The organism is Bradyrhizobium uaiense, assembly GCF_010811875.1.
Taxonomy (GTDB): domain Bacteria; phylum Pseudomonadota; class Alphaproteobacteria; order Rhizobiales; family Xanthobacteraceae; genus Bradyrhizobium; species Bradyrhizobium uaiense.
Window position 1 is genome coordinate 1 of sequence record NZ_VKHP01000032.1, and the last position, 19,690, is coordinate 19,690.

Genomic DNA, 19,690 nt, shown 5'->3' on the forward strand with positions numbered 1-19,690 from the left:
AGTGGCAAACGGGATCGCTGCGGGTCTGCGGCAAGTCGCGCTACGAGGTCCGGCTGCCGCTACCGCAAGACGTCGGAGATGCGATCGCCGCCGACCTCGAATGCCGGCCGTCTACCTGCCGGAACGATCTCTTGTTCCTGCGCACGATCGCGCCGTGCCGGCCATTCCGACGAGGCGACGGCATCTCGTCGGTGGTCAAGCGTATCATGAAGCGGGCCGACATCGCGGCGCCGGTCAAAGGGGCCCACGCTCTGCGGCACACCGCGGCGACCGAGATGCTGCGCCATGGCGTGCCGCTCGACAAGATCGGCCTCGTCCTTCGGCATCGTGGCATCGACACGACGGCCTATTACGCAAAGGCCGACGTCGCGCTGCTGAAGCAGGTTGCTCAGCCCTGGCCGGAGGCGCTCTGATGCTCGACGCCATCGAGACCTATCTCGCGCTCCGCCGCACCACGGGCTTCGCGATGTCGACCGCGGAGCACCTGCTGAAGAGCTTTGCCGTCTTCGCGGCCGAGCGCGGACAAACGTACGTCGAGACAAAAACAGCGATCGACTGGGCCGCGCTCGGACCATCCGTCGCGCAACGCGATGCACGGCTCAGAGCCGTCTGTCGCTTTGTACGCCATGTCCGGGTGGAGGACGTCGGGCACGAGCTGCCGCCGGCAAATCACTTCGGCGCCCGCAAGAAGCGTCGCACGCCGCACATCTACACGACAGACGAGATCAGTCGGCTGGTCGAAGCTGCGCTGCGGCTTCGACCAACGCGCGGCTTGCGCCCGCACACGCAAGCGACCTTGATCGCGCTGCTCTCATCCACCGGGCTCAGGATCTCCGAAGCCCTGAAGCTGACGATCGCGGATGTGACCCGCGACGGTCTGCTGGTCCGCGAGACCAAGTTCCGCAAGACGCGACTGGTGCCGCTGCACGACACGGCGGTCGCCGGCTTGCAGCGATACCTGGCACGTCGCGGGCCCGGCTCAGACGATGATCCGGTCTTCATCGACAAGCGCGGTCGGCCGCTACGCTACATTGCCGTCAAGGAGACCTTCGACAGGCTGGTCGACAAGGTTGGCATCAGATCGACGACGGCTCGCCGTCCTCGCCTGCACGATCTACGGCACACGTTTGCGGTGCGCGCGCTGCAAGGCAGCCCTACCGGCCGAGGCCGGTGCGGGGCGCACATGGCGGCACTCGCGACCTACATGGGTCACGTCAACATCTATGCGACCTACTGGTATCTCGAGGCCACGCCCGACCTCTTGCGCGATGTCGCCATGGCCAGCGAAGCGTTCATGTCCGAAGGGAGGTCAGCATGACTCCGATCGCTCCTCTCATCGAGACGTTCCTGTGCGACACCCTCGCTTGCCAGCGGGGCGCCAGCCGGCACACGAGGGACTCCTATGCCTCGAGCTTCCAGCTGCTGTTCGTGTTCGCCGCCGACCGGCTCAAGGTCAAACCTTCGGCGCTGACGCTCGAACAGATCGATGCCGGGCTCGTCAGCGCCTTCCTTGAGCATCTTGAGGACGAGCGCAAAAACGCGGCCGTGACGCGCAACGTTCGCCTGGCGGCGATCAAGTCGTTCTTCCGCTTCCTCGAGTACCGGCAGCCGGCGGCGCTCGAGCAGATCCGCCGTGTACTGGCGATCCCGTTCAAAAAAAACTGACACGCGCCTGGTGCCCTACCTTCTGCGCGAAGAGCTCCAAGCCGTGCTCGACGCTCCCGATCCGGCGACACGCGATGGCATCCGCGATCGCGCAATGCTGCACGTGGCCGTCTGCGCAGGGCTGCGCGTCTCCGAACTGACGGGCCTCAAGGTCGATGACATCGACCTGCCTTCGATGAGCATCCGCGTGCTCGGCAAGGGACGCCGGGAGCGGACGCTGCCGTTGTGGAAGCCGGCGGCCGTTGCACTGCGTGCCTGGCTGGCCATCCGCGGGCAGGTCGCGACACCCGAGGTGTTCGTCAACGCCCGTGGTGAGCCGCTGAGCCGATGGGGCTTTGCCTATCTGCTCAGGCAGCACGCCGCGACTGCGGCTCGCAAGCAGCCCGGTCTCGCCAAGAAACGCGTCTCGCCCCACGTGCTCAGGCACACCTGCGCGATGGTCGTTCTGCAAGCGACCGGGGACATCCGAAAGGTGTCGCTGTGGCTGGGCCACGCTACGCTGACGACCACCGAGGTCTACACGCGCGGCGATCCAACCGAGAAGCTCGATGCGATGGAGGCGATCGTGCCGCCCCACCTGCGGCGCGGCGTCTTCCAGCCCACCGACCAGCTGATCGAACTCCTCAGGCGTACCTCGTAATGGAGAGCGGGGTTGGCGGTGATTGGTGCAGGAGCGCGATCAAATTGCCGCCAGCTCCCCATTACCGGCTTTGCCCATAAGACAGGAATTATAGGCGATCCGCGTCATGCCGCAGTCGTCGCAAGCCTCCATGTGGCCGCCTAGCGCCTCGGTCCGGCACGCCACGATCGCGCTCATCACGCGCCGCTCGACCCGACCGAGATGACCGGCACGGTCACGACGATAGGCGTCGCCATGCCAGCGCAGGACATTGGCGAACTCGATGGCGGGTCTGGGTGGGCGGACGTCGGGGCGAGCCATAACCCGCATCCCGACGCGCTGTCATCCAGATGGCGTAACTTCCAGCGATAGGCGGTCGAGCGGGCTCTGCGTCGCCCGGATCGTATGGGTGGCAACCTGCGTGTAGCGCGCCGTCGACGACAAATTGTTGTGCCCGAGAAGAACCTGGATGATCCGGATGTCGGTTCCGTTCTCGAGAAGATGCGTCGCGAAGCTGTGGCGCAGCGTGTGCAGCGTGACGCGCTTGGTCAGGCCCGCAGCCTTCACCGCCGACCGACAGGCGGCGTGCAACACGGTCTGATCGATCGGATGATCTTCGTCACGACCAGGGAATAGATAAAGCCGCGGCCGGGCGAGCCGCCAGTACGTGCGCAGGATGCCCAGTAGCTGGGGCGACAGCATCACGTTGCGATCCTTCGCCCCCTTGCCGTGGCGCACCTGGATGACGCCGCGGGCGCTGTCGATGTCTTCGATCCGCAGTCCCGCAACCTCCGAGGCCCTGAGTCCTGCCGCATAGGCCGTGGTGAGCGCGGCGCGGCTCTTCAGGCTGGACACGGCCTCGAGGAACTCAACCACTTCGTCGGCGCTGAGCACGACCGGCAGCTTGCGCGGTTCTCGCGCATAGGGAATGCGCTCCGGGATCAGCGCCTCGCCGAGCGTGACGCCGTAGAAAAACCGTAGCGCACAGACGATCTGGTTCAGCGCCGGCCATGAGATGCCGGTCGAGACCAGATGCACCTGGAAGGCGCGGACGTCTTCCAGCTCTAACCGGTCAGGCGATCGGCCAAAATAGCGGCTGAACTTCGAAACCGCGCTGATGTAGGATCGTTGCGTCGCCGGCGACAGATTGCGGACGGTCATGTCTTCGATCATGCGGCGGCGAAGAGGGCTCAAATCGGCCATCTCGATACTCCTGGCTAAGGGGGTGGGCTCCAACACCCACATCCTCTCAGCCAGGAGGCGATCTACGCCACCTTGCCTCTCACGCCGCGGTAGCGGCTTCGTTCAATCCTCAAAAATGAAACTGCAAGCTTCTGGGCCGTCAAAGCCCGAAAGCTTGCAATCTCAACGCCCGTCTCGCCCGGAAAACCGATTCTTGATCAGCCGCTTGGATGGTTCTTCACGAACGACGAGCCGTAATCAACCGGAACGGGACTGCTTCCCGGCGTCTGTTCGCGGTGGGCCCCTGACCCGCGCCGCGTCTGGGAGATCGTCGCGATTCCCGACATCCGCAACCAGTGCGCCGAGCTGGCGGCGCGCGTCACGGCCGGCAGCGATCCGATCATCGTTCCGCCGGACTTAGCGACGTTGAATGGAGAAGCGTCGTCGCCGACAGCGTCGATGCCCGCAAAGCCGCTGTAAGGACCAGCTATACCGCGACTGCGTCTTTGGCAACCTTGAGCGGTGACGCTTTAACCGATTTGCTGGCAGCCTTGGCCGCGAATTTCATCGGCTCCTTCGTGAAGGGATTAATCCCCATGCGGGCCTCGGTAGCAGGCTTGTTCACGACCGACATTTTGACGAAGCCGGGAACGACGAACTCACCGGACTGATTCAATTCCTTGTAACCGACAGTCGCCAGCTCCTCGATGACGGCCTTTACGTCAGTCTTCGATAGCTGCGTTCCTTCCGCAATCGCGTCAATTACCTGGTTCTTGGTCATCTTGGCCATGATTAATTCCTTTGAGAGGCGCAGAACGGTTCATATCCGTGAACTACGCCGATTCCCTAATGTTGTTCGAGCACGGCATTGCCGCGAATCGCTTCCCGTTCACGCCGAGGTCATGACGCGACGGGCTTAAAACCTATCGGAAGCCAAAACACAAGGATCGGTTTGATGTGCTTCCGGCATTGTGGAATGAGATGGAATGTCCAGCGGCAGGCGGAGCGCTCGCAGCAGTCCTCACTCGGGTGCTTTCGATGAGACAAGTACGATGCAATTCTGACGTGATTATGCGCGGAAGCGCAATATGAAGCTACTCTGTTTACCTTCGACAACCTCAACCGTGCCGAATATCAGCCAATCAAGTTTCATCGAACAATGATCCACCGCGGATGCAGCGATGTATACTCGCTGAGATTGTCAAGCGCCAGCGCCGTGGCGCAAAGTACAATGTGTAGTGTGAGATAGGTCGGAAGCAGACGCCAGGCGTCGAACAAAGCGTCCAATTGGGCACCGGAAAGCAGCCCTGCACCAGCATCAGGCACGGGCAGGTTCGTTCCTGGTCGCAAGCGCGGCGATGCGCTCCGCCTGACGTCTCGGCACTTCCATCAAGGCGGCAACGTCCGGATCGTCGGACCCATCATGAGAGTGTGCGGCGTATCGTCGGCAAGCACGCAGCCGTTCTTCATGACGACGATCCGATCAGCCATCAGCACAGCTTCCTGGATGTCATGGGTGACCATCAGAGTGGTGATGCCGAACCGATCGTGCAGCTCGCGGTAGGAGGACCCCAGGCTGTCGCGGGTGACAGGATCGAGCGGACCCAACGGCTCGTCCATCAGAACGATACGCGGTCGGGCGGCGATTGCACGCGCGACGCCAACCCGTTGGCGCTGACCTCCGGACAGCATGTGCGGAAAGCGGCCGGCGTAGTCCTGCGGCAACTCCACCATATCCAGCATCTGGGGCCACCTGCGTTTCGATCTCGTTCGCCTTCCAGCCAAGCAGCCTGAGTGTCACGGCAATGTTGTCGGCAACGCGCATGTGCGGGAACAAACCGATCCCTTGAAAGACATAGCCTATGCTCCGCCGCAGCATTGGCGGTTCGGCTTCGCTGACAGGCACTCCGTCGATCCTGACCTCTCCAACGTCAGGATCGACGAGACGATTGATGGTCTTCAACAGCGTGGTCTTGCCAGATCCAGAGCCACCTACGAGCGCGACCAGCGAGCCTTGCTGCACGTCGAGCGATACGTTGGAAACGGCAGCACTCCGTCCTCCATCGTAGGACTTCGACACAGCGTCGATCTCGATATACGGCACCGAAGCGGATGGATGCGAAATCGGCGAAGCTGTCATGAGCAAGGCCTCCCTGTAGACGACCGATCTACCAGAAACGGACCACGCAAGGAGTCAGCGCATGTGGCGGCCCGGTTCTCCGGCTCACACCCACGGCTGTCTTCGGAAAACAAGCCATCACGGCTCCAACGCGACGTGTAAGCCCTCGTTGCCGTCAAATTGGACATAACGGGGCCCGATCGGCCGGCCCCTGCCGCTGGCGACGGTGACGATGTCTTTCAAGGGGGCAACGTGCACATCCGCCTCAGGGCGGGACAAGATCAGATCGGCGTGAAACAGCCCTTCCGATTCAAGACCGGTCGCATCGATGCCAAGAGTCGCCAAGGCGGCCAAGCTACCTTCGAACTCTTCGGCATCGCGAAAGCGACGCTGAATGAATGTCGCGCCGGTCAGACGCTCTGTCACAAGGCCATGCTTCTCGAACGTCGCAGCCAACGAATCGAATGGGAACATTCGCAGCACGAAGGAGATGATCCATGGAAGCTTCTCTGTTGCATCGAGGATTCTGCTGAACGTCTTTTCGGTGACGTAGCCGATGCAACCCGTCGACATGATGACATCAGCGGAGCGGATAACACGCGCGCTGTCCGCCGATAGCGACTCACATTCAAGATCGGCGACAATGCCCTGCTCAAGAAGACCAACACCCGTTGCATAGCTGATCGCCGGCGCCGATACATCAAGACCGATAAATCGCGCCAGGCCGACATCCGGCCAAGACGCATAAAAATTGCGATCGAGACGCACCAGTGTCTCGGAACTGATCGCCCGCATCTCGCGGCGCGCGTAGCGATGGCGCAAGCCCCCGAAGGTCAGCGGAAACCGATGCACCGCTGCGTTGATGCCGTATGAACTGCCAACATCAAGCACGGTCGGCTTAAGGCCGGTTGCTGCAGCTTTCGCTGCCAGAATTTGGCGCACCACCGGCTCGGCCACGTCCGGGATCATATAGTCCAGATTTCCCAGCACAGAGAAATATGCCCTGGGATCATCCAAGGCATAAATATCATCGAACACGGCCTTAGAGTCGTTGATACGCGAAAAATCTGCTCGCAACCGGATGTCTCCCATTTCATTTGCAGGCCGCTCGACGGCTGCCGCCCTCAAGCATCGGTGCCTTATCGCAGAGATCGGCCGACGCTTAAACCCCATCACACGTTTTTTCAGTCTCGCGTCGTGGAGGCAGAGGGTCCACCTCTTATTGCAGAGCACGTATGAGAAGATAAAGCGGCTCCAAAAGCGGTCACGAGATTCTTCGGCATTTAGGTTCCGACGTTGAGGCTTCTTGAGTGCCGAATGGCAGCGATTGCAATGACCACACGTTGATGGCACGATTATGAGTGGAGCGAGCATAGAGGCATGCGCTGCATCGCTCGATCCTGCCGATCGTCATCAGCTTGATCGCTGGACGCGACAACGCTGAGATATCCTGGATAGGAAGATTCGGCGAGCGTAGAAGTTCGGGATGCTGATGCGTTTCTCCAGCATCTGCCGAATAATGATTCCAGTTATCAGATAGCCGGAGATGACGAAGAAAATGTCGACGCCGGCGAAGCCGCCGGGCACGGCTCACGGAAACGATATGCCGGCACGGCCAGCACCGCGATGGCGCGCAGGCCGTCAATATCTGGGCCGATACCGGATGGAATCCGGGCGATCTGCACGATCAAGAGGCGCACCGTCGTTGATGCGCAACCGCGCGCCCAAGGCAAACGCACCAGATTTCCATACCGCGCTGACGCGTTCGCGCGTGAATTCCATACCGCCCTTGCAATCGAGGTGCTGCCACTGCGCGGGTTCGCGCGTTCGATGATTTCCCCTGACCTTTCAACGCTGGGCTCACCGAACCCCAAGTCGTCGAAGCGCCACGGAGCTGATCTCGCGAAAAGGTCAGATTTCGTGCGCAAGTCCTATTGATGTCAGGGGCCGGAGCAACTCATACCTTGGTTTAGATATCCTAGGCGGGTATCCGCCGTATCTCGCTGATGATTTGACCACGCACCGCGGCCTCTATCCCCAAAAGGCCAAGCTCTCACATGGCCGGACGGACAACGGACGGACACGCTTTAGCGGTCGATCAGGCCTCGCAGGATGGCCTTCGCCCGCATCGAGACGGCCGTGTAAAGCTGCGCGGCCTTGATGGATTGTGCCTTCCCGGGTCATTCCTGAGCGATGTTGGGATCGGATAGGAGGCGCTGGAAGCGAGCCCTGCGCCACGCTTGCACGCGGCGAAGGCGCGGCAGAATCGCCGACTGCTCCTCTATGCTGACCCGCTTCTCACTTGTCACACCGGCCGCTCCTCTTGAGGTTGTGAGCGTAGCGCAACTCTCGGCGCGTGTGGAAGAGGTTCCCGGTATCCTGCGGGTAGGCGAACCCCACGACTTTTTGCCGCTTAACTAGCCTTGCTTGAGATATCCGGGCTCTGAGCGCCCTGGAATTTTTCGCGTTCTAAAGGCTAACCGCCGGTCAACTTTCAGGCTGGGCCTAACGTTCGACCTGAGAGCCAAAACGGAGCTTGGCGACTGCGAGCTCTCCATCGCCCTGCCTTAGCTTGAGCGACGGACCTGGCCTCTCCGGCGCGATCCTCTTCACCGTCAGAACGGCCATCAAGGTCGCCGCGAAGAAGCCGACCATAGAATCGCACTCCCCCATCGAAAGGTGCTTGCCATACTTTTAGGCCGCACGCTGGTCGGTGCGTTCGCGCCTGATGTATGGGCCGTACAGGACGTCCTGCCGCCGCTTGTAGAGTTTAGCAGAAATCGCATCGAGACCGATCATGACGGCGGACAAGATCATCAATTCAAACATTTGGTCACCTCAACGACTCGCAATGGGCACAATATAGCGAGCCCGCAGCCGGTGTAGGCGTAACACAGTTTGGCCGAAGAGTCCGCTCGAGCGAAAGCTCGGCATGGAGGCCTCAGGTGTCTCATGCTGGGCTCGTCACTGGTCTGGCTATAGGCACATATTGGACCACGAGCCGGTCTCAGCACGATCCTCGACAGGGCTTCACCATCATCAGAGCCGGTGATTCTGCAATTTTGGCCGGGCGTGTTCACACATTCTACAAAGCAGAAAGCCACTTGCCCCGTTCATGCGATCGACGATCTGCCGAAAATCTTGCCCTTCGAAGAGGTCTTCGTAGTCATCGCGTAGAAGATTTCCCAGTACATGGCGCCGCTCAAAATCCATACAGCAGAGCGTGATGTCGCCGTTTGGCAGAAGAACATTGCGATGCTGTCTGCCTTCGGCACATGTGACAACGCCGGCTATGGGCGCTCGTGGTCCAGCGATCTTGGGATCGACGCTTCCGGCCCTGCTGATGAGCGATCTCCTGTGAACCAGCGCCTTGGCAGGGATTAGCTTGGCGAGATCTGGATGGACCTCGCCGAAGGCTAGGAATTGAATCGAGGGAATGTCTGCGTCCACCAGTTGGCGGAACAAATCGAGATAAGGTTGCCGGACAAAGCGGCTATTCATGTGTTCGCCGCTATCAAATACGTGAACCACAAATGCTTTAAAGCGCAGCGCTTGTAGGCGTCGCAGATCACGCCCGTTCATTCCCACAAGCGTCGTGTAGATCCGGATGCCATGGCCACGCGCGTGAGCCTGCTCGACCATCTTGGTGCAATTCGGATTGAGCCACGGTTCGGAATAGCCAGAAAAATGTATGTCGACAGCTGTTGGTATGCGCGCCAGACATCGCGTGAACGCTTCAATTCCAAGATACCTCACGTGAGAGACCGTCCTTTGACGCTCTGCGAACTTGCGCTGCGGACAATACGAACATCCGACAAGACAGCTTGTCGTGGTCGTTATTTCCAAGACCCTGCCGTCGGGAATGTGCGGGTCTTTCGAGGATGACCTATCCATTTTCTTCTTTCTCTGGGGCAGCGCCGCAATCTGAAGCTGGGGCACAAAGCGTGCTCCTGATCGAATCAAGTGCCGCTGGATACGAGGCATAAGGGTGCAGGATTTGGGCCACCGCGATTCGCTAAACTGGCGCGCGATTCAGGGGCGATGTTGGGTTCGCGACACATTGCGCTTTGGCGAAACCCACATACCGCGCGTCCTCATGGAAGCGCATGACGGGCTCTCGGCCCTTTCGCTGGGCGCGCAGGTTTCAAAGGTCTTTGGGCGTCGGGTCTGTCAATCGCCTGCTCTCTTGGCTACCGAGATGCCAACGAAGCGTCATGGAGCCAGCTTGCCGACGCAGTCGAGCGAACTTCAACCCGATCGAGATGGCCTTCTCTAAATTGAAGGCTCTGTTGCGTGCCGCCGCGGCACGCACCATGCCCGACCTCTGGCAAGCAATCGCCAGCGCTATCAAACGCTTCTCACCCGAGGAATGCCAAAATTATCTCGCCGCAGCTGGTTACGACGCAACGTGATCGGAAAATGCTCTAGCGGAGCATTTTGGCCCAATTGCTCAGCATCGATGCGAATGCGACTTGGGCGACCCGAATCACCCTTTTGCCGAGAGCAACGGACCTTCGCTGCCCCCACCGCCGCACCTCATAGGTACATAGGTACATAACCCCCGCAATCCACGCTTGCAGATGCGGCGACGCCGGCGCCCCAGCCCTAAGTGCAATAACCCCGGTGACGACGTGCCGCGGCTCCCGCGCGGGTTTCGGGACATGTTTGATAAGGGCGACCGCTGACAGCGAGCTGACAGGCCGCATCTCGGCGTCACACATGCAGCCGCCTGGGTCACTGTACCTTGAGAAATGCGGAAGGACTTTCCACGTCATCGAACCACTGCGGACGCTCCCTCGCCATTTCCGGCCCCCCCAGGGGGTTAACCCTGACTTTGGCAGCGCGGCCTCTATCCGGTCCCCGGTCGACACAGAGAATATCGATTTGTCGAGCATCCGCTGGCGACAGGACTTCCGTTGAACTGGTAAGTAATCCGCGACGTCCGTCCGGCCGAGGACGTCCTGAAAACCATAACCGAGGAACTGCGTGAAGGTCCGCGAATGCTGCTTGGTCGGGAAATTGATGATCCACTTAGGCCCGCCAACTAGATCCACCGCTCAGTCGCAAATATGTGACCCACCTTGACTTCTTGCTTCTTGCAGGCGGCTGCGTAGGCGCGAAAATTCTCAGGAACGCTTCCTTGAACATCTAGGCGTTCCCCTTTCCCATCACACCAACTGTATTGACCGTGTTGACCAAGGCTTCGGTGTCGGCCTTGAGCAGGTTCCCCTCTTCGAAGGCGATCATTAGAAATACCATCCGCGTTTGGTGTGAACTTGAAGCTCAAGCTTTCGCTTCTTGATCAAGTCATTCGGCATATATGATGATCGTGATGAACTGGATGCGGTCGTCCAGCAGCTTTTCCGGACCATGAAGAACGCCGCCGGAGAACGTGAACGCATCACCCGGCTCAATGAGAAACGTTTTGTCGCCAAAGCGATATTCCATGCGGCCGCTCAGCATGTAGATGAACTCAGTGCCGGGGTGTTGAAACCTCGGATAGCTCTCGCTCTCCTTGTCCATGTTGATGAGGAAAGGTTCGAAGAACTTTTGCGGGCCCTTGTGATATGAAAGCAAGCGATAGGTGTGCCCGTGCTTGGTCCCTGAGCGGACCACCTCCATTTGGTCAGAGGCCTTGATCAGTTGAGCCTCGCCCCTTGCTTGCTCAACCTCGCTAAACAAGCTCGGAAGATCCGTCCCGAGAACCGCACAGATGCGTTCAAGCAGCACGAGGCTCGCTGTCGACTGGCCATTTTCGAACCGGCTGAGCATCGGGACCGAAATGCTCGCCGCCGAAGCAACATCGCTGAGCGTAAGCCCTCGTTCGACCCTGGCCCGGCGAATGGCAGCGCCCGTTCTCTCGTCGATCGGCGGCTTGGCGACCGCTGTTTCGGCGGGGGCAGGCGCCTGCTCGGGAGCCCGCACTTTCTTTACATTGCCCCCGCGCTTGTGGTCGGCCCGCTTACCCTTGCTCAATTCCACGTCTCCTGCACCAAATCACTGTGCAAGATATGCCGTCTTCAGCGTTTTTGCACGCATCGACCGCACGCTGGCGTCGCTTCGCCAATGCTATCCTCCGGATTCGCCCGCCCGGGGCGCGATTGGTTTGTCCGGACGACCTCATTGCGGGTCTAGTCAGCTGTCGCGACCGTCGCCAGGTCCGAATCGGCCGGAGCTTTAGTCGTCTTTAAGAAATGCAATGACCGGCTCTAAGAGGCACCGCACCGGTTAGCCATTCGTCGGAATTCAAAGCGTTCCCGTTCGAATGCGAAGCGCCTGTACGTCATCGATGCATCAGTCGCAGCGGCCGCAGGGAAGGAATCGTAATCCTTTATCTCCTCGATAAGACCACTTCTCGCGCAGATCTGGCGTGTGCAGGGGCTGTCCACACGTCGGCTCAAGATCATCAGGATTTCAGCCCCTCCTTCGCGGCCGTTGCGAATGCGAGCACGACGGCTCAAGAAGCAGCAGCCGTACAATCTGGTCACGGCAAGGAGATGTCCCGCAGGTGCCCACTATCGCAGCTGGGTCTACTGAACATTTCACCATGTCGTTCGGCGTACTGTCCGAGCTATTACCAGCATGCGATAGATGACATCGGCACAGTGAAGCCCGCTTTAAAGCGATCCAAAACGACCATCGTGTCAACGCGCTTGATATCCGGCGTGTCGTGCACGAGGCGCCGTGTAAATTCCTCGTAATCCTCCATGCTATGGGCGGTCACCAGCAGGACGAATTCGGCCTGACCGGCAACGTAAAATCCGCTCATCACCTCGCTCATCTTGCAAACTGCACGCTTGAAACGATCCAGGACGTCGGCCCGAGAGCGCTCAAAGGAGATCAGGACCAACATGGTCACGTTTCGTCCGATCGCTTTCGGAGAAACGATTGAAACGTCTGCTTCGATCACGCGTCTGGATCGCAGCCGCTTCAGCCGGCGCTGGACCCCGGATGCAGACAAGCCGACCTTTTCACCGAGCGCTTCGCTGCTCAGCCGATTGTTGCGTTGCACGAGATCAAGAAGACGAGCATCGAGAAGGTCGAGTTCCATGGCTACGCTGCCGTCAAAGGAGTGTGGTCGCTTCGTCCTGACGCACCGGGTCACTCTGGGAATCGTGCCCGTATCTTCTTCCAGCCTCTCTGCTAGATTGCGCAAATTACAGCTGCACGGTTGCGACTTCGCCCTTGCAAGCATTCGTTGCGGAATTCATTTCAGTGGCCGCCCAGGAGGAACGAGCCTTTGCTTGCTGAAATTGCTTTATCGCCATTGCTTCTCCTCGCTGATCCACCACGACCCGGGCAGTGCTCCCGGCCTCACGAATGCATCCACGACATTGGCGAGGAGCCGAGACACGTTGTTATCGAAATTGTTGACTGGCAATGCTTGTCCAAAGGCCACTGATCCGGCTGAAAACACCGCACCATGGTGCGGCGCCGTGAAATAGGCCATGTCGGCACGCACCCGATAATCGTACGATCCGGAGAGCCCCTCGAAGGCGTAGTGAATGACCTCAGGGTTCACCAGGTAGCTATCGGTGTGGCCGCCCGAAGAAGCGATCAGCTTTGTATGCGGCGGCGTTCCCAGCGCAGGATCACAGCGGTCGAGCCCAACGCCGGCGGCGCCGCCATAGGCCAGACCAAAATCTCCGATGATCTCGCCGTCGATCCCTTTGGTGAGCCAGGACACCGTGCGGTGGTAGCTATCCGGCATCCGGCGGTAAAACTGGCTCTTCCCATACCCTTCCGAGATAAAGCCGACGCCGACGACCTTTTGTGCCGGCCGCCCCTGTGCGCGCCAGGCACCTCCTTTTTGACCGTTGGTGGCCATATAATATTCGCCTGGACGCGCATCCCAGGTTTTCCAGGCCGGCCCAAACTTGCGGCATTCCATTACCCATGGCTCATTGGTTCGGAACGCGACGCTCCAATGAAAGCCATTGCCGCCGAGATAAATGTAGCGGCCGCCAGACGCGATGTAATCCTCGGTGGCATCCAACATGCGTTCGGAATAATACTCCGGATGCGTGCCGCTGATGATGCAGGTATACGGCTCGAGCGCTGATACGCCTTCCCGTTCCAGGTCTTCGTCGGTCAGGATCTCGTATTCGTAGTTCTGGTGCTCGAGCCATGCGATTACCGATAGGTCCGCGGGAAATTGCCAGGCCAGATTTGCGCTGGATGAGCGGTATTTCGGCCGCAGATTAACGATCGGGCGACGGTAGGAGCTGTAGCAAACCCCCTGCCCGTCGGCCCAGTGATCGCAGGCGGAAAGGCCGAGGTCGGAACGCCCCGCCAGTTCGATGTCGATCTCGGACAATACGGCAGGCATGCCTGTGACGGGCTGGGTGACCGGCGCCTCGAAGCTCTGACGTTCATTGGCGTAGGCGATATAACTTGCGGTCGGAAACAGGAATGCGATCGCACTTTTCGGCGTCTTCGGACGCACGAAGAACGGGATGTACTCTTCGCCCAGGCCGGTCCCTTCTCCGGCCCGCAGGCGAAAAGCGTAAGCGCCGCTTCGCAGAGTCTCAGGCAGCTTGACCGCCTTGGTCACCTTCCAATTGCAGTCGGTCAGGGCGTCGGCGTGGAATTCGATACCGCCATACTCCTGCGGCGCCAGGCGGAAGCAATCATTGCGGCCGCTCCAATTCCAGCCGGTCTGCCCCCGCACCGGCCGATTGCGCCCCTCGGCGTGCAGCTGAAAGGGACCCGCGTCGGTGACGATGTCGCCGATACCGTTTTCGGTGTAGCCGGCAGCCGTATCCCAATAGGCGACCATGCCGTGCGAGGATAGCTTTTGGCCGGATCTGATCTGATCCAATTCCTCACCTGAAAGGGCGCGATCGAATAGACCAGGTCGGTCGATCTTACCGCAATAGAGCTGCGATACGAACTGTCCGCGGTCATTCTGCCAATCGCGGGCGCCGCCGATCAGAAACGGCGTGCCTGCCAGGTTCTTCTGCCGCGCCTGAAGGCGGCCAGCTGCACGAGCGTGGTGTTCGACAAGCGCCACTCGGCTGAGCAGACTATTGTAGCGATTGAGGACGCCCTCCTGGAACAGACTTGCCTGACCTGTTGATCCATCAAAGCTGGCTGCCACGAAATACCACGAGTTTGCCTGCAGAGGGACACCGGCTTCGAGCCGATCAATCTTTGCACCCTGTCCGACGGTGAACTCAAGACGACCGGCCTCGGAAATGCCGAGGAAAAATCCGCACCCCTCCTTGTTATCCCAGCGACTGATCAGGGACTGGCACCATCCCGCTTGCGGTCGCGTGGGGCAGATAAAGGCGAACACGGTCAGGCTTTTTTCCAAAGCCAAGTGGCGCGCGGGGTCGGCCACTTCCAGGAACGAACCCAGCTGCGTGACTTGTTTTTCAACGCGCCATGTGCCGTTTGCTTCACAGTCGATCTCCTCCTCCATGAACCCCGGTCCAGAAGGATGCTGATCGCCATGGATCAAACGCACCAACCGCGCTTCGACGCGATCGGCGCCTTCGGCATTCACGTAAAACTGAAGGAGATCGCCCGGTTTGACGGAAAGCTTGTCCGAATAGCCGAAGAGCTTAGGTTTTGTCATTTACAAACTCCAGATTTTTTTCGGCTTCAGTTCAGTGCAAGAGGATCGGCGACAGAAGTCCAATCGATGCAAGTCACGCAGGGTCTCAGCGACAGTGCGATCAGGATTCGAGCAGCTCCTGGACGTTGCGCAGAAAGATGGCGTGCTGCGCCTCGATATGAGAGGGGTATATCTCGTTATCCACGTCCTTGGGGGGCACGCCGCGCTGTCCAGAAAGAGCCACCACCCGATAGGCCTTGAACGGCTCGATAGTCATGATGGCATACCTCTCAGAGAGGGGCCGGCGATTGAAGTAGAGGAGCAATCGATCAAGCGGTTCGCTGTGCTGGCCGCAAGGAGCGATCCGATGTTCCTCCGCCACCTCAGTCGTGACGAGGGTGCGCAGGAAGTCTCGCTGCTTTGCCTCGAACATCTGCTTGAAGAGTTCGTCTCTATCCTGGATTTTCGTTGCGTTCGGCACGTTCGTGAGCCCTTTTCGGATAAAATCTAGGAAGCCGCAGGCGCCGTCTCCGGCGACGTTACCTCCGGACGCGCCGCATCCGGCAGCGGCCCCGGCTTGGCGAATGCGTTCACAACGTTTGCCAGCAATCGAGAGACGTTGTTTTCGAAACCATTAACGGGCAACGCCTGGCCAAAAGCGATCGAGCTGCAAGAGAACACGGCGCCATCGTTTGGCGCGGCGAAATAGGTCATATCCGCACGGACGCGGTAATCGTAGCTGCCGGTGATGCCTGGATGCTGATGCAGTTGAACCTGCACATGCGTGATGTAGTTGTCGGTGTGACCGCCAGATGATGCAATTACCTTCGCATTCGGCGGCGTTCCGAGTGTCAGATCGTAGCGGTCGAGCTCGACGCCGGCAGCCCCATCATAGGCGAGGCCAAAGTCACCGATGATTTCTCCCTCTATACCTTCCGTAATCCAGGAAAGCGACGAATCATAACTGTCCGGCATGCGGTAGAACGGCTCGCTCCTGCCAAACCCCTCGGAGACAAAGCCGACGCCCATGATCTTCTGGGGCGGCCTGCCCAGGCATTTCCAGGGACCACCCTTTTGACCCGTCGTGGCCATGTAGTGTTCGCCAGGCCGTGCCTCCCACGCCTTCCACGTGTCGCCGAATTTGCGGCATTCAAGCACCCAAGGCTCTTCCCTTCGGATGGCCACGTTGCAATAGTATCCGTTGGCCCCGAGATAGATGTAGCGACCGCCGCCCTCGATGTAATCCTCCGTCGCATCCATCATCCGTTCGGAATAGTACTCCGGATGAGTACCGCTGATCACGCAGCGGTATGGCTCGAGCGCAGCAACGCCCTCGAGATCGAGATCTTCATCGGTCAAGACGTCGTAGTCGTAGTTGTGGTGTTCGAGCCAAGCGATCACCGAGAGATCGGCAGGATATTGCCAGGTGATATCCATGCTCGAGATGCGGTATTTCGGCCGCATGTTGATCACCGGCCGGCGATAGGAGCTGTAACAAACCCCCTGACCGTCAGCCCAGGAATCGTAACAGCCGTGCCCAAACTCGGGATTTTTGTACATCTCGACGTCGATGTCTGTCAGAATGGGCGTCATGCCCGTCATGCCCTGAACGATGGGAGCATCGAAACTGAGATGTTCGTTGGCGTAGGCCAGGTAACTTGCCGTCGGCACCAGGAAGGCGATGCGGCCGGTCGGCACCTTCGGACGAACGAAGAATGGAATATACTCTTCACCGAGGCCCGTGCCCGGTCCGGCGCGCAAGCGCATGGCGTAGGCACCGCTGCGCAGATTATCAGGAAGCTTCAGAGCTTTCGTCTGCTTCCAATTGCAGTCGATCAGTGCATCGGAGTGGAATTCGACCCCTCCGTATTCATCTGGCGCTAGGCGGAAGCAATCATTGCGTCCGCTCCAATTCCACCCTGTCTGCGCACGAACAGGTCGATTGTAGCCTTTTGCATGCAGATTGAACGGGCCGACATCCGTCACCGTATCGCCGATTCCCTGATCGGTATATCCATGGGTTGTGTCCCAGTACGCTAGCATGCCTTTGGCTGGCGGCCTGTGTCCGCTCCTGATCAGGTCGAGCTCATCGCGCCCCAGCACGCGATCGAACAATCCGGGCCGATCGATCTTGCCGCAATAAAGTTGCGAGACGAAGTGCCCGCGCTTTTCGTGCCAGTCTCGCGAGCCCGCCATCAAAAAGGGCGTGTCGGCCAAATGCTTCGGGCGAAAACGAAAGACCTCGGAGACATGCGAGCTGAGGTCCAGCGGAGCGACCTTGCCGAGCACGCTATTATACCGGTTGACGACACCTTCCTGGTACAGTGTCGCGCGACCTGTTTTCGCATCCAGGCTCGCGGCCACGAAGTACCACATGTTGGCCTTAAGCGGCACTTCGGCTTCCAGGTAATCGACCTCGTCGCCTCGCCCGACCCAGAATTCCAAGAGCCCATTTTGCTTGATGCCAAGGCCAAAGCCGCAGTTCTTGTCGTTATCCCAGCGCCCCAGCAGGCACTGCCGCATGCCGACTTGCGGCCACAATGGATGGACGAATGCAAACAGGGTGAAGCTGCCCTCAAGCGCAAGCCGGCGCTCGGTGTCCGCAGCCTCAAGAAAGGAGCCCACCTGCGTGTATTGCTTCTCCACGCGCCAACGACCATTCACCGGACATTCGATCTCCTGTTCGACGTGTCCGGGCCCAGCCGGATGCTGGTCTCCATGGATCAGGCGCACCAATTGTGCCTCGGCAGTCTCTGTGCCATCGGCATTAACATAGAACTGGATGACCTCTCCCGGCTTGACCGAAATCCTATCCGAATAGCCAAAGAGCTTAACTTGCGCCATCTCGTGACTCCTCACTTTCAGCAGTGCCGCGTCTCATTTGCGGCTTTAGGATTCGAGAAGATCCTGCACCCGGCGCAGAAATACGCCATGATAGGCTTCAACAGGCGACCTATAGATCTTGTCTTCGACGACGCGAGGGGCGACACCTCGGTGACCTGAAAGTGCGACTATTCGGTAGCCATTCGTCGACTGAAGTGCCGAGATCGCGTATTTGTCCGGTTGCGGTTGATTCCTAAAGTAGATCAGAAGCCGCTCCAACGACTCGCTGTGCTGGCCTTGCGGCGCGCGCCGGTGCTCATTGATCACCTCGGGGGTCACCAGCTTTTTCAGGAACTCGCGCTGCATTTTGTCGTAGCGACGGCGGTAGACGTCATCGGGATTGCGCGCTTCGGTCGCTTCCTCGGGCAGCATTTCCCCGCCCTTCTCGGCGCGAGTGGAGCGACGTTCGCTCTTTTTCTTGTCTCTCCAGGTCCGGAACTGCTGTTTGATGCCAAACAGGCCGTTGCGAAGATAAAGCACAACGAACAGCATGATCAGCCCGATGATGATCAGGCGTATTGGCCCAAGCGTGATCAGGACCTTGTCGAAGAAAACCACAATCAACGTTCCGACGACCGCGCCTTCGGCCCGCCCTATTCCTCCGATCACAAGCATCGCAAGACCGAGCAAGACCGTGTCGAAACTGAAGATGGAAAACGCCACGCCGCCGTAATTTGCGGAATAGAAGCCGCCGATGAATCCGAGCCCGACCGAGGAGATCAGAAACACGCGCACCCGCGCCTGGCGAAAATCGACGCCGGTTGCTTCGGCAAACGCCTCCCGTTTTTCCGGGGCAATTCGCAATATGCGACCGAGCTGCCGTCCATTGATGAAGCGATAGAGCAGAAGCGCAAGCAACATCAGCGTGAAACAAGCATAATAAGCGAGCTGCAGCTGTCCCGTGGAAGACCAGTCCTGCGGTAGATATGTGGCGGCACCATAGAGCCCACCGGTGGCGGAGCCGAACTCCTTGGACGTCACGAAATATACGCGGCATAATTCATTGAGGCCGAGCGTCAACAGGGCGTAGTAGAAGCCATCGAGCCTCGTTGCCGGCAGCGCGATGATGCCGCCGAAGATCAACCCGATGATTGCTCCGAGCGGCGGCAACAACCACCAAGGCAGACCAAACATGGTCGACGCGTATGCCGTCATGAAAGCAGCGGTGCCTACGATCGCGTAGGTGGCCAACGAGAAGATGCTCGCGGTGCCGATGACCAGCATCCAACACAAATTGATGGCGGCATAAATCCCGAAGGTCACGCCAGCTGTGAGCAGTGTGTTTTCCAGCCGCTCCGGAGTGATCAGGGGAACCAGCGCCAGTACCATCAGCCCCACCACCCACCAGATCGGGCGCTTGTCGACAATGGTCTTTTCGCGCCGCAGGCTCTTGTCGTTGTACTCTCCCCGGATGCGAAGCACGCGGCGGCGTGTCGGCCAATAGCGGCTGCGGCGCCAGGTGCTTTGGCCGTGACCTGCCCATTTATGGTAGTACCGCAGCCGGCCGACCTTAAACAGCTCCGTCCTTGATGAGCGCGTCCTCTCCCAGATTTCCTGATGACTGACATAGGACGCAGTCGGAAGCTGTTCGACCTCCTGCGCGCTATCCCACGCGAACAATGGATTTCGCCATGTTCTTTGAGCTTGGCTGAGCTCAGTCATG

The 19,690-nt window shown here is 59.4% G+C and carries 15 protein-coding genes and 5 pseudogenes; 6 read left to right on the forward strand and 14 right to left on the reverse strand.

Annotated features, from left to right (window positions below):
* The 4 genes from FNJ47_RS10705 to FNJ47_RS53890 all read left to right on the forward strand — a co-directional run.
* On the forward strand, positions 1 to 413 hold a 413-nt coding region (locus tag FNJ47_RS10705), incomplete at its 5' end, for a tyrosine-type recombinase/integrase (RefSeq protein ID WP_163153049.1).
* The gene (locus tag FNJ47_RS10710) at positions 413 to 1,318 is read left to right on the forward strand and encodes a tyrosine-type recombinase/integrase (RefSeq protein ID WP_163153050.1); all 906 of its coding nucleotides are present in this window, start codon (positions 413 to 415) and stop codon (positions 1,316 to 1,318) included. The genes FNJ47_RS10705 and FNJ47_RS10710, both read left to right, overlap by 1 nt.
* Positions 1,315 to 1,665 carry a site-specific integrase gene (locus FNJ47_RS53885; RefSeq protein WP_347341651.1) on the forward strand — a complete coding sequence of 117 codons (351 nt, stop codon included), beginning with the start codon at positions 1,315 to 1,317 and terminating at the stop codon, positions 1,663 to 1,665. Before FNJ47_RS10710 ends, FNJ47_RS53885 begins: the two co-directional genes overlap by 4 nt.
* Positions 1,666 to 1,708: 43 nt before the next feature.
* Entirely contained in the window at positions 1,709 to 2,305 is a 597-nt protein-coding gene (locus FNJ47_RS53890) for a tyrosine-type recombinase/integrase (RefSeq protein WP_347341652.1), read from the forward strand.
* A gap of 81 nt (positions 2,306 to 2,386) precedes the next feature.
* Here FNJ47_RS53890 and FNJ47_RS10720 read toward each other — a convergent pair.
* From FNJ47_RS10720 to FNJ47_RS10750, 8 genes and pseudogenes are all read right to left on the reverse strand, one after another.
* Positions 2,387 to 2,605: pseudogene (locus tag FNJ47_RS10720) on the reverse strand (transposase zinc-binding domain-containing protein); the annotation flags it as partial.
* Between the two features lie 21 nt (positions 2,606 to 2,626).
* Complete coding sequence (locus tag FNJ47_RS10725) at positions 2,627 to 3,487, reverse strand: tyrosine-type recombinase/integrase (protein ID WP_163153052.1); 861 nt, start codon at positions 3,485 to 3,487, stop codon at positions 2,627 to 2,629.
* Positions 3,488 to 3,953: 466 nt separating this feature from the next.
* A complete protein-coding gene (locus tag FNJ47_RS10730; RefSeq protein ID WP_163153053.1) occupies positions 3,954 to 4,256 on the reverse strand; it encodes an HU family DNA-binding protein in 303 nt (100 codons plus the stop codon).
* Positions 4,257 to 4,784: 528 nt separating this feature from the next.
* A pseudogene (locus tag FNJ47_RS10735) lies at positions 4,785 to 5,606 on the reverse strand (ATP-binding cassette domain-containing protein).
* 117 nt (positions 5,607 to 5,723) lie between these two features.
* Entirely contained in the window at positions 5,724 to 6,677 is a 954-nt protein-coding gene (locus FNJ47_RS10740; protein ID WP_163153079.1) for a class I SAM-dependent methyltransferase, read from the reverse strand.
* A gap of 369 nt (positions 6,678 to 7,046) precedes the next feature.
* Positions 7,047 to 7,285: pseudogene (locus FNJ47_RS10745) on the reverse strand (acyltransferase family protein); the annotation flags it as partial.
* Positions 7,286 to 8,279: 994 nt separating this feature from the next.
* Positions 8,280 to 8,414, reverse strand: coding sequence for a hypothetical protein (locus FNJ47_RS53185; RefSeq protein WP_283811232.1), 135 nt, complete (start codon positions 8,412 to 8,414; stop codon positions 8,280 to 8,282).
* Positions 8,415 to 8,624: 210 nt separating this feature from the next.
* Complete coding sequence (locus FNJ47_RS10750) at positions 8,625 to 9,341, reverse strand: SPASM domain-containing protein (RefSeq protein WP_347341653.1); 717 nt, start codon at positions 9,339 to 9,341, stop codon at positions 8,625 to 8,627.
* A 340-nt stretch (positions 9,342 to 9,681) separates the two neighbouring features.
* Between FNJ47_RS10750 and FNJ47_RS10755 the strand changes: the two are divergent.
* A pseudogene (locus FNJ47_RS10755) lies at positions 9,682 to 9,860 on the forward strand (isocitrate lyase/phosphoenolpyruvate mutase family protein); the annotation flags it as partial.
* Positions 9,830 to 9,997 (forward strand): annotated as a pseudogene (locus FNJ47_RS10760) (IS630 family transposase); the annotation flags it as partial. The pseudogenes FNJ47_RS10755 and FNJ47_RS10760, both read left to right, overlap by 31 nt.
* Before the next feature lie 895 nt (positions 9,998 to 10,892).
* Here the strand turns inward: FNJ47_RS10760 and FNJ47_RS10765 are convergent.
* The 6 genes from FNJ47_RS10765 to FNJ47_RS10790 all read right to left on the reverse strand — a co-directional run bounded on the left by FNJ47_RS10765 (position 10,893) and on the right by FNJ47_RS10790 (position 19,689).
* Entirely contained in the window at positions 10,893 to 11,567 is a 675-nt protein-coding gene (locus tag FNJ47_RS10765; protein WP_430649371.1) for a helix-turn-helix domain-containing protein, read from the reverse strand.
* Positions 11,568 to 12,159: 592 nt separating this feature from the next.
* Positions 12,160 to 12,636 (reverse strand): Lrp/AsnC family transcriptional regulator, encoded by a 477-nt coding sequence (locus tag FNJ47_RS10770; protein WP_163153054.1) that lies wholly within the window; start codon positions 12,634 to 12,636, stop codon positions 12,160 to 12,162.
* A 207-nt stretch (positions 12,637 to 12,843) separates the two neighbouring features.
* Positions 12,844 to 15,165, reverse strand: coding sequence for a N,N-dimethylformamidase beta subunit family domain-containing protein (locus tag FNJ47_RS10775; RefSeq protein ID WP_163153055.1), 2,322 nt, complete (start codon positions 15,163 to 15,165; stop codon positions 12,844 to 12,846).
* Positions 15,166 to 15,265: 100 nt separating this feature from the next.
* On the reverse strand, positions 15,266 to 15,625 hold the full coding sequence (locus FNJ47_RS10780; protein ID WP_163153056.1) for a N,N-dimethylformamidase alpha subunit family protein: 360 nt from the start codon (positions 15,623 to 15,625) through the stop codon (positions 15,266 to 15,268).
* Between the two features lie 26 nt (positions 15,626 to 15,651).
* A complete protein-coding gene (locus tag FNJ47_RS10785) occupies positions 15,652 to 17,988 on the reverse strand; it encodes a N,N-dimethylformamidase beta subunit family domain-containing protein (RefSeq protein WP_163153057.1) in 2,337 nt (778 codons plus the stop codon).
* Between the two features lie 45 nt (positions 17,989 to 18,033).
* Positions 18,034 to 19,689 (reverse strand): branched-chain amino acid ABC transporter permease, encoded by a 1,656-nt coding sequence (locus tag FNJ47_RS10790; RefSeq protein WP_163153058.1) that lies wholly within the window; start codon positions 19,687 to 19,689, stop codon positions 18,034 to 18,036.
* Position 19,690: the final 1 nt, after the last annotated feature.

Excerpts from the sequence above, each read along its gene's own strand:
- FNJ47_RS10710 (WP_163153050.1), top strand. The coding sequence starts at position 413 with ATGCTCGACGCCATCGAGACCTATCTCGCGCTCCGCCGCACCACGGGC.
- FNJ47_RS10775 (WP_163153055.1), bottom strand. The coding sequence starts at position 15,165 with ATGACAAAACCTAAGCTCTTCGGCTATTCGGACAAGCTTTCCGTCAAA.
- FNJ47_RS53185 (WP_283811232.1), bottom strand. The coding sequence starts at position 8,414 with ATGTTTGAATTGATGATCTTGTCCGCCGTCATGATCGGTCTCGATGCG.
- FNJ47_RS10770 (WP_163153054.1), bottom strand. The coding sequence starts at position 12,636 with ATGGAACTCGACCTTCTCGATGCTCGTCTTCTTGATCTCGTGCAACGC.
- FNJ47_RS53885 (WP_347341651.1), top strand. The coding sequence starts at position 1,315 with ATGACTCCGATCGCTCCTCTCATCGAGACGTTCCTGTGCGACACCCTC.
- FNJ47_RS10730 (WP_163153053.1), bottom strand. The coding sequence starts at position 4,256 with ATGGCCAAGATGACCAAGAACCAGGTAATTGACGCGATTGCGGAAGGA.
- FNJ47_RS10785 (WP_163153057.1), bottom strand. The coding sequence starts at position 17,988 with ATGGCGCAAGTTAAGCTCTTTGGCTATTCGGATAGGATTTCGGTCAAG.
- FNJ47_RS10790 (WP_163153058.1), bottom strand. The coding sequence starts at position 19,689 with ATGACTGAGCTCAGCCAAGCTCAAAGAACATGGCGAAATCCATTGTTC.
- FNJ47_RS10725 (WP_163153052.1), bottom strand. The coding sequence starts at position 3,487 with ATGGCCGATTTGAGCCCTCTTCGCCGCCGCATGATCGAAGACATGACC.
- FNJ47_RS10740 (WP_163153079.1), bottom strand. The coding sequence starts at position 6,677 with ATGGGAGACATCCGGTTGCGAGCAGATTTTTCGCGTATCAACGACTCT.